At 41.8% G+C, this 9528-nt stretch carries 8 protein-coding genes and 1 rRNA gene; 4 read left to right on the forward strand and 5 right to left on the reverse strand.

The features are described from left to right. Positions 1–34: 34 nt before the first annotated feature. The 3 genes from DS891_RS19185 to recQ all read right to left on the reverse strand — a co-directional run bounded on the left by DS891_RS19185 (position 35) and on the right by recQ (position 3955). Positions 35–1702 (reverse strand): POTRA domain-containing protein, encoded by a 1668-nt coding sequence (locus tag DS891_RS19185; protein ID WP_130127004.1) that lies wholly within the window; start codon positions 1700–1702, stop codon positions 35–37. 151 nt (positions 1703–1853) lie between these two features. Continuing rightward, positions 1854–2141 carry a DUF3630 family protein gene (locus DS891_RS19190; protein WP_039493070.1) on the reverse strand — a complete coding sequence of 96 codons (288 nt, stop codon included), beginning with the start codon at positions 2139–2141 and terminating at the stop codon, positions 1854–1856. Then, positions 2141–3955 (reverse strand): DNA helicase RecQ, encoded by a 1815-nt coding sequence (gene recQ / locus DS891_RS19195; protein ID WP_174170627.1) that lies wholly within the window; start codon positions 3953–3955, stop codon positions 2141–2143. The genes DS891_RS19190 and recQ overlap by 1 nt, the downstream gene beginning before the upstream one ends. Before the next feature lie 193 nt (positions 3956–4148). Here recQ and rarD point away from each other — a divergent pair, with 193 nt between their 5' ends. Then, complete coding sequence (gene rarD, locus DS891_RS19200; protein ID WP_039493074.1) at positions 4149–5039, forward strand: EamA family transporter RarD; 891 nt, start codon at positions 4149–4151, stop codon at positions 5037–5039. Here rarD and DS891_RS19205 read toward each other — a convergent pair. Together DS891_RS19205 and maoP are read right to left on the reverse strand one after the other, a co-directional pair. Then, positions 5028–6263 (reverse strand): response regulator, encoded by a 1236-nt coding sequence (locus DS891_RS19205; protein ID WP_029215908.1) that lies wholly within the window; start codon positions 6261–6263, stop codon positions 5028–5030. The genes rarD and DS891_RS19205 overlap by 12 nt on opposite strands. 229 nt (positions 6264–6492) lie before the next feature. After that, positions 6493–6864, reverse strand: a complete 372-nt coding sequence (gene maoP / locus DS891_RS19210; protein ID WP_010607241.1) for a DUF413 domain-containing protein — start codon at positions 6862–6864, stop codon at positions 6493–6495. Positions 6865–6951: 87 nt separating this feature from the next. Here maoP and DS891_RS19215 point away from each other — a divergent pair, with 87 nt between their 5' ends. The 3 genes from DS891_RS19215 to DS891_RS19225 all read left to right on the forward strand — a co-directional run. Further along, a complete protein-coding gene (locus tag DS891_RS19215; protein ID WP_010607242.1) occupies positions 6952–7797 on the forward strand; it encodes a LysR family transcriptional regulator in 846 nt (281 codons plus the stop codon). A 148-nt stretch (positions 7798–7945) separates the two neighbouring features. Continuing rightward, entirely contained in the window at positions 7946–8875 is a 930-nt protein-coding gene (locus DS891_RS19220) for a porin (protein WP_010607243.1), read from the forward strand. A gap of 545 nt (positions 8876–9420) precedes the next feature. Then, positions 9421–9528 (forward strand): 16S ribosomal RNA (locus tag DS891_RS19225); the annotation flags it as partial.

Genomic DNA, 9528 nt, shown 5'->3' on the forward strand with positions numbered 1-9528 from the left:
TGCTTTATATCATGTTTATTGTTGTGCGACACCGTTAAAAGCGATTTTTTACCGTTAATAGCCACTGTACGCTATCGACGTTATCCGGGCCATTAATTGGTGCGGCTAAATCAATATGAACCATGATATCTGAATTGGCTCGGCTAGGTGCTAAACGCAAGCCAATACCGACATTTTTTAGGACTGATTCATCTGCTTCAATCGGCAGGTGAGAGTGGTACGCGCGCCCTACATCAAAAAAAGCTGCACCACCAATTTTGAATAAGCGCAGTAAGTCATATTCCCAGTAATAGCGTTTTTCGATATTGAGTAGCATACTGCGACTACCTTGCTGATATTTTATTGGGTATCCGCGAAGCCCGGTTTCGCCCCCTAACGTAATTTGATTATCAAAGGTCAGGTTATTCCCATAGGTATAGCTTGCGTTGATAAACCAAGACTCATACAAGCTGGTATTTAAATAGTATTGAAAGGTCGTTTTCGCTATTAGGTTTTCGGTTTTATCTGTGTCTTTGTTCCAGTTGCCACTGACATCAAAATAAAAACGCCACAAGCTGTGATCTGAGGTGTAGTGTGCCGTATTGGCAGAAAATGAATAGACAAGACGTTCAGTATCGTCACTCCAAGATTCGGCTGAATAGCCAAATAGAGCATTAATATTCCAACCTAAATTAAGATCCTCTGTACGATAAATCGAGTCGAAGTTGCGTACTTTTACATAGGAATCTTCAAACCACTGAGCTTGAACATAAGGGTAGGTGAGCGTTCTATCTTGTGCAATGGGTAAAGTGGTATCTGCTATCTCACGGAAGGTATGTTGCTCATGTCTAACGCCTGCGATGAGACGGCGAGTCCAACTGCCCGATAGCGCTTTTGAGTGTCCGAAGTAGACTTGCGTGACATCCGTGGATTGACTGAACTCTGAGATTGTTTCACCTTCAGAATATATGGGTTCTTCGCGTTTGTCGGAATAACTCGTAAAACCATAACTATATGGAGTATCGGTTGCAAAAAATGGATAGCTCACATCGATATAGTGGCGCTCACCATCGTCATTATCTGAATATTCTACGCGACCACGATATCTTGAGTTTAAAATATTAGGGTCATCATAGACAAACTGATAACCAGAGCGGTCGACCTCTTGTATGTGGGTAAAAGAAAGGCGCTTTCCCCAGCCAAATAAATTACTTTCTCTAAACCCAATTCGAGAAGTGTTTTCCCCACCACTACGACTAAAACTTAAATCGGGCAATAGTGTCCAAAGATCCCGCGTTACAACCGTAACTAAAATATCACCATCACAGTTTTCTACGGCATAGATACGTGCATCATATAGGTATGACTGATTGCGAAGGAGTCGTTCGGATTCACTGAGTTTTCTTGGGTTGTAAGCATCCCCTTCCTGAAATAGGAGCACGCTTTTTAATACTTCGGGCTTGGTTTGAATATGATAACGGTTGGCAAATCGGAATAGGGCATTGTCTTCTTCAGGTTTATCGGTATCGAAAACATTAAGTTGTTTTAGAGTGATAGCGACGACCTTTTTACCCTCTGCGGGCTCAGGATAGGCTTGTTTGCTGTCTAGCTGGCGTGAAAGGTTTTGGTCGCTTTGTGCTTCAACTCGGTTATTACCACAGCTATTAGCAAAATCAACAGCAGGCACTTTTTCAGCTTGCGCAGCTGCATTTAGGCTACACATTAGCACAATACTATTACACGAAATCCTCTTTACATTCATCACAGAGCCTTTAAGTCTAATATTCCTTTAGTATGGATTATATTGTTGCAGCTTGCTTTAGTTCTGCAACAAAAGTAATAATATTTATAGACTTAAAGAGCTTTATGTGGACTTAACGAGAAAGTTGTTGGCGTAGGAAAGGTAGGAGTTCTAAGGCATCAACGCCATCAGGAGCTATCCACACACTCTCACTGTAATGTTCAAAATTTAAATTAAAATTACAGCTTTTATATGAAAAACGCCACTGATGTCTATCCGCTCCAGCAGAGAATTCAATTAATTGAATCTCATCTTGATGTAAGAATATTTGCCCCCAAAGTTCAAATTCATCGTCTTGAGGTGTAATTTCACAGCTGACGATAATCACCTCGTGTGAATTATCCAAAGTGAGTGTAGTCATTATTCTCTTTCCAAATAATTGCGAATGAGCTGCATGAAAGGGGCACCGTACTTGTTGAGCTTAGTAAAACCGACACCAGATACTTGCAAAAACTCACTATCAGTTGTTGGCGTTCTTTGTGCCATTTCAGCCAACGTTCGGTCGTTAAATACAACATACGGTGGTACATCATCTTCATCTGCGAGCTGCTTTCTGAGTGCACGAAGCTTAGCAAATAGTTTCTTATCGTAATTAAACTGAGCCAGTTTATCTTGATAGACATGCTTTGCTACAAGTCTTGGTTCTGCGAGTTGTAGCACATATTCGCCGCGAAGTACGGCGCGGGCGGCTTCTGTTAATCTAAGCGTTGCGCCTTGAGTAATATCTTGACTCAATAAACCATGATGGATCAATTGACGTAAGATACTCAGCCAAAATTCATTGCTGTGCTCTTTCCCGATCCCATAGGTTGAGAGGGTATGGTGATTTTGTTCTCTGATCCTTGCGGTATTTGCCCCACGCAAAATATCCACAATGTAACTAATGCCAAAGCGTTGTTCTGCGCGGTATACGCACGATAACGCTTGTTGGGCAACTAATGTACCATCAAATTGTTTCGGTGGGTTAAGGCAAATATCACAGTTTCCGCATGCTTCACGTTGATATTCGCTGAAGTAATTGAGCAAAATTTGACGACGACAGGTTTGCGCTTCAGCGAAGCTCGACATCGCCTGAAACCGTTGTTCTTCAACCTTACGACGTTGCTCGTCTGGAATATCTTCAAAAAAGCGCCTAACGCGGGGAATATCCGCAGGATCAAAGTACATAACGGCTTCAGCTGCTAAGCTATCTCGCCCTGCACGGCCGGTTTCTTGATAATACGCTTCTACACTTTTAGGAATATCATAGTGAACCACAAATCGCACGTTGGGTTTATTGATCCCCATCCCAAAAGCAACGGTTGCAACTACGATTTGAATGTCATCTCGGGCGAAGCGGTTTTGTACAAACTGGCGCTGTTCATTATCTAGACCTGCGTGATAACCTGCAGCATTGAACCCAGCATCAATCAGCTTTTCGGCAATATCATCAACACGTTTACGGCTACCACAGTAGATTATGCCACTTTGCCCCTTTTGCTCTTTTAAATAGCGGATCAACTGCGACAGGGGTTTGAACTTTTCTTCGATGGTGTAACGAATATTGGGTCTGTCAAAGCTACCGGTATAGATAAATGGTGCTTGCATACCTAATTGCTGGACAATATCTTTTCGTGTCGCTAAATCGGCCGTTGCGGTTAATGCCATCATCGGAACGGACGGAAAATGTTGACGTAATTCTTTTAAACGAAAATAGTGCGGTCTAAAGTCATGTCCCCAATGAGATACACAATGGGCTTCATCAATGGCAAACAAACTGATGTTACAGTTGGATATGCGTTCAATAAAGTCTCGTTGTAAGGCCTTTTCTGGTGCAACGTACAGCAGCTTTAAACGGCCTTGGAAAAGCGCGTCATAGGTATCTCTTTGCTGCTCCCAAGCGACGCTGTTGTTGATATATTCAGCGGCTATGCCTTGTGCTTTTAACTGCGCGACCTGATCTTGCATTAATGAGATAAGTGGCGATATAACAATTGTCACGCCTGCAAATAATACTGCTGGGACTTGGTAACAGAGTGATTTACCGCCGCCGGTAGGCAGTAGTACAAGCGTATCCTGACCAGCTAAGCTAGACTGAATAATATCAAGCTGACCATCTCTAAACGTACTGTAGCCAAACACATCTTTCAGTACTGAATGAGGGTCGTTAATTGGGGTGCTTACGAGGGTATCCATCGGTGTCATTTTAGAGCTTTTTTTGAACCTTGTCTTTGCTTTTTATCTAATCTTAAGAGACTTGAATAAGTTTTGAGCACTTGTAGGCTTTAAACTTTGTGATTGTGAATTCATCGAACTTTCATCGCCGTGATTAGTAAAAATGAGTATAATGATTGACCTCTTAGTTGATCCCTCCAAAGGTTAAACGCCCGTGATTGAAGAACAAAAGAAAGGCCACTTACTCGCTGTACTCGCCTTTTTTATGTGGGGACTTGCACCCATCTATTTTAAGCAACTCGTCCATGTTGACGCGATTGAGATACTCATTCATCGCGTTGTGTGGTCTGTCTTTTTTATTGCACTAATTGTGCTGGCAAAGCAGCAATGGCCCAAAATTAAGGCCATATTGGCTAATCCTAAATTGCTGGCGATGTTGACACTCACTGCGTTGCTGTTGGGTTTTAACTGGGGTTTATTTATTTGGTCTGTGAATAACGGCTTTATGCTAGATGCGAGTTTGGGTTATTACATCAATCCATTACTTAACGTGCTATTGGGAATGTTATTCTTATCGGAAAGGTTGAGAACGGCGCAAAAGTTTGCTGTGTTATTAGCGATAGTGGGTGTGGTATTACAGTTAATCAGTTTTGGCTCATTCCCAGTCATTGCGTTTTCACTGGCAGGATCGTTTGCAATATATGGATTGTTGCGTAAGACCTTAGCGGTTGAGTCACTTCCTGGATTGCTGGTGGAAGCCCTTATTCTCACCCCAATTGCACTGGCTTATTGGTGGTGGGTTGAGCCCAGTGCCACAAGCAACCTTTGGAATAATGATTGGTACACCAACACGCTATTGATAAGTGCGGGTGTGGTGACAACTTTGCCTTTGTTATGCTTTACCGCAGCAGCAAAACGGATACCCTACACGACACTTGGCTTTTTTCAATATATCGGGCCGAGCTTAATGTTCATATTGGCGGTACTCTTTTATGGGGAAGCCTTTGATGCAGAACGAGCAATAACGTTTGCCTTTATTTGGGGAGCGCTGGTGATGTTTAGCTTTGATTCTTATCGAGATAAAAGAAAGCGCTTAGTGAACTAAGCGGTTTCTTCCCGAAGCTTTCGCCTGATATAAACGCTCATCGGCTTGTTTTATCAGGCTTTCTATGTCCGTAGTCACCTGAGCGGCAAGTCCCATTGAAACAGTAAACGAGATCTGCTGTTCAGTCAGTTCGTTACTACTTTGCTCTAAATATTCCCTGAAGCACTCCAGTCTTTCTTTGCAATGTTCAGCCACCGTATCTTTAAAATATATCGCAAACTCTTCGCCGCCTAATCGAGCGACTAAATCATTGGGAAAGTATTGAGCAAACGCTTGGCCAATTGATTCAAGCACTGCATCGCCGCCTTCATGACCATATTTGTCATTTACTTGCTTAAAATGATCGATATCTATCATAGCGATCAGCCCGTAGAGCTCCTTTTTATGTCTTGCTTTTAGGCTTTTCTTTACGGTATCGAAAAAGTAGCGTCGATTTGGCAAGCTGGTTAAATAGTCTGTATTTGCTTGTCGGCGTATCGTTTGAATATGTTCTAGCATATCGACGTTCTGGCTAAGGCGGCAGTAAAACTCTTCAGCGTTAAAGGGTTTTCTGAGGTAGTCATTAGCACCATTTTTCAAAAATCGTGTAGATAAATTTTCGGTTTCAACTCCAGATATACCAATTATCGCTTTATCATCATCAGTGTAGAGTCGCCTAATTTCGATACATAGCTCTTCGCCTCGCATATTTGGCATTTCATTGTCGGTAATGATCACTGAAATATCCGGGTTGTCTTTTAATACCGCGAGCGCTTCTATGCCATCACAGGCTTCTAGTACCTGATATTTATGGCGAGTGAGGAGTGCTGAGACATAGTGTCTCGACGAAATAGAGTCGTCCACAACCAGTACTCTGACATTTTCATTTCTTGGCAGGCGTTCTAATTGGCGACGTAAATAATGATAGGCTTGTTTATTTTCCTTGGTGATATAGTCGATGATGGGGTATTGCTCAACGATTGAGCGAGTCTGACTTTCAAGGTTACCAGTCATCACGATGGTAGGAATATCAGCTTTAACCGTGCAGGGAATAGCTTCTCCAAGCGGCGCATCTGGTAACACAAAGTCTACCACGGCACAAAAATAATCGTGCTGTGATAACAATGCTTTGGCTTCGGCCAAAGACTCTGCAATATCTACATGGTATCCCACAGTGGTCGCAATATGCTTTTGCACCTTCGCAATTGTGGGGGTGTCTTCAATGATTAAGATTTTCCGTAACACAACCTTCGCCAACCATTTCCTGTTTTACTAATTCTTAACCTAACTGCGCTTAATTGCAATGCTTGTGCTAATAAACAAGTAATGACTAAGAACAAAATACGAGACAGATAGAGGCTGATGAGGTAATCGAGATTGAAATGGGATTGATAATAGAAGTGCTTAGACGCCAACGACAGAAATAAAGCCACTCTGTTGGCGTCTAAGCTTGATAGGATTTAGACGATTTTGCTTATAGCTCGTCGTCAATATCTACCGGGATCACCACGCTACCGTCGTTTTGAACTTTAGAGCGTCCAAATAGCGTGTGAAACTTTGTCTTACACGTAGTATGCTTCAAATATTTGGTCCAAGCTTTTTCTACAGCGTTAGTTGGGGGGATTAACCCTTCCATCACCTGAACAAACTGAGATTGGAAACTGTTTTGAGGTTCTTCCGCTTTGCTGTATAAGCTTCTTAATGTGGCACCACAGCGTTCAAGAATTTCGGCTTCTTGTAGCGTGAAGTGACCACTGCGTCCGAATCCTCTAGGGAAGTTGGCGTCATCATAAAAGGCTCTGGGGCTTGCAAATGCATTTTTCAAAGTCGCTAAATTATGATCCATAACTGAGTCCTCTAAGATTATCTGGCTGGAGTATGGACCAAGTTTTATAATTTTTTAAACGAGTAATTTTTATCGTCAGGAAGAAAAATGGACATAGATCTATTAAAAACTTTTGTCGAAGTTGTCAAAACCCGTCACTTCGGTCGAGCGGCAGAAAATTTATACATCACTCAGTCAGCTGTAAGTTTTAGGATCCGCCAGCTTGAGCAAAGTTTAGGGGTGAATCTTTTTATTCGCCAGCGTAACAATATTCAGTTAACTGCGCCAGGTGAAAGGTTGTTACCACACGCTAAAATGATCTTAACTGGGATGCAGCGCGCCAAAGTCGATGTTGCATTGGCAAACAATATGCACAAGCAATTGTCATTGAGCGGCACGGCTAATATTTGGGACGCATTTTTACAATTCGGGATTAACCATATTGTATCCGCTATGCCCGGAGTATCGCTTGTTGCTGAAGTGAAAGCACAGCAAGAAAGCACGCGACTATTATTAGAGAGAACATTGGATCTCGCTGTTCTGTTCGATCCGCCAAAAGTGGATGAACTGGTTGTTAAGCCGATCAGCGATCTTGCTATTATTCCTGTAAGCACTTTTGATAACGCAACAAAGGAAGACTTTTTTGACAACCAGTATGTTTATGTTGATTGGGGAACTGCTTTTTCTCTATGGCATGCAAAACAGTTCACTGGCGCAACCCCTCCTTATTTTAGAACCAGCACCGGCAGAATAGCGCTTGATCTTATTCTTCAGTGTGGTGGCTCTGCATTTGTGCCAGAAGCGTTAGCGTTAGAGTCCATTGAGGCTGGAAGGTTGACTCAAGTTGATGAAGTAGAAAGTAACTCAAGAGAGATATTTGTGGCATACCACAAAGACAACGACCAATTAGAGCAAATAGAAACCATCGTAAATTTACTGGGGGCGGTGAAGTAATTCTTATAATGAATCTTTTGTGACGTATTTCTTAAGGTTGGGTGTCATTTTATTTTCAGAAATATTTTATGTGTAATATTTTTGTCATTTACCAGTGTCAAACTGCGCGTGTTTTGAAAATACGTGTTGCGATATTGAGGAAATACACATGAAACTAACTAAGACTGCTTTAGCGCTATCATTACTAAGTGCATTCACTTTTCAAGCAAACGCTGAAGTTGATGTTTATGGTAAAGCGAATGTATCGGTACAATCTTCTGACGATGGTGCTGGCTCGGTTACTGAAATTAAAAGTAACGCCTCTCGCTTTGGTTTCAAAGGTTCTGAGAAATTAGACTCTGGTTTAGAAGTTATTTATAAGCTTGAGTTCCAAGTAGATGTCTCTGACGCTGATTCAAAAGGTGATAAAGACAATATTACTGCACGTAATCAGTATGTGGGTTTAAAAGGTAACTTCGGTGAAGTTGTTATCGGCCGTAATGACACTGCATTAAAACAGTCTCAAGGTAAGTTAGACCAGTTCAACGACCTTGAGGGTGACATTAAGGTACTCTTTAAAGGCGAAAACCGTTTAGGTGATTCAATTTCCTACAAGTCGCCAAGCTTTAATGGCTTTAGAGTACTAGGAAGCTTTATTGCTGAAGACAGCGAAGAAGGTGAAAACGGTTTCTCTACTGCGCTAACATACGGCGATGCTGGATTGAAAGAGTCAGCTGTCTATGCAGCGATTGCGGCAGATAGCGAAGTAAATGGCTATGACACGGTTCGTTTCACTGTTCAAGGTAAAGTAGCTGACTTCAAACTTGGTGCAATGTACCAGACACAAGAAAAGGTGGATGGAAGTGCAGAGGCCGATGGGTACTTACTAAATGCAGCGTACAAATTGGGCAATGCAACCTTGAAAGCACAGTATCAAGTTATTGACTTCGATGCCGGTGACAAAGTAGATGGTGTTTCTGTCGGTGTTGATTACAAGCTTGCTAAAAACGCGAAGGTTTATGGTTTCTACTCAACATTTGATGCAGACAACCAAGTAGAAAAGGATTATCTAGGCTTAGGTATCGAGTATAAGTTTTAATTTATAGACTCTATCCAAGCTTAAATGTAGTAAAACACCCGCCTAATGCGGGTGTTTTTGTTTGTTTTATATCCGGATTGTTTTCTTTTTGCTCGAACAAACGTTTTTTCGCAATTTTCTTTAAAAAAGGGTTGCACTAAAATCGGATCGCCCTATAATGCGACCCCACTGACACGGGGCGCTACGCTGAAAAGCAAAGCAGCAACGAGTTAGCGTCAAGTAAAACTTAAGTTCGAAACTTCTTCTCAAGAAATTCAAAATTAAGTGTTGACAAAAAGTTGGGAATGCTTAGAGTGCACATCCCTCGAAACGGCGAAATGTTTCGAAACGTTCTTTAAAAATATGAAGCAATCATCTGTGTGGGCACTCGTACAGATTGAGTTCTAACAGCAGATTCTAGTTCGCTAGATGACGCAAACAAATTTAGAGTCTCAATTGTAACTGAGTGACTATATAGTCAATTCGTTTTGATTTTACTTTTTTGAAAAGTAGAAACAAACAATCAGAATTCATTGAGCACGAAACTTAGGTTTCGAAAAAACTTTTAATTGAAGAGTTTGATCATGGCTCAGATTGAACGCTGGCGGCAGGCCTAACACATGCAAGTCGAGCGGTAACATTTCTAGCTTGCTAGAAGATGACGAGCGGCGGAC

Origin of the sequence: Pseudoalteromonas sp. JC28 (assembly GCF_013319255.1) — a bacterium.
GTDB lineage: Bacteria > Pseudomonadota > Gammaproteobacteria > Enterobacterales > Alteromonadaceae > Pseudoalteromonas.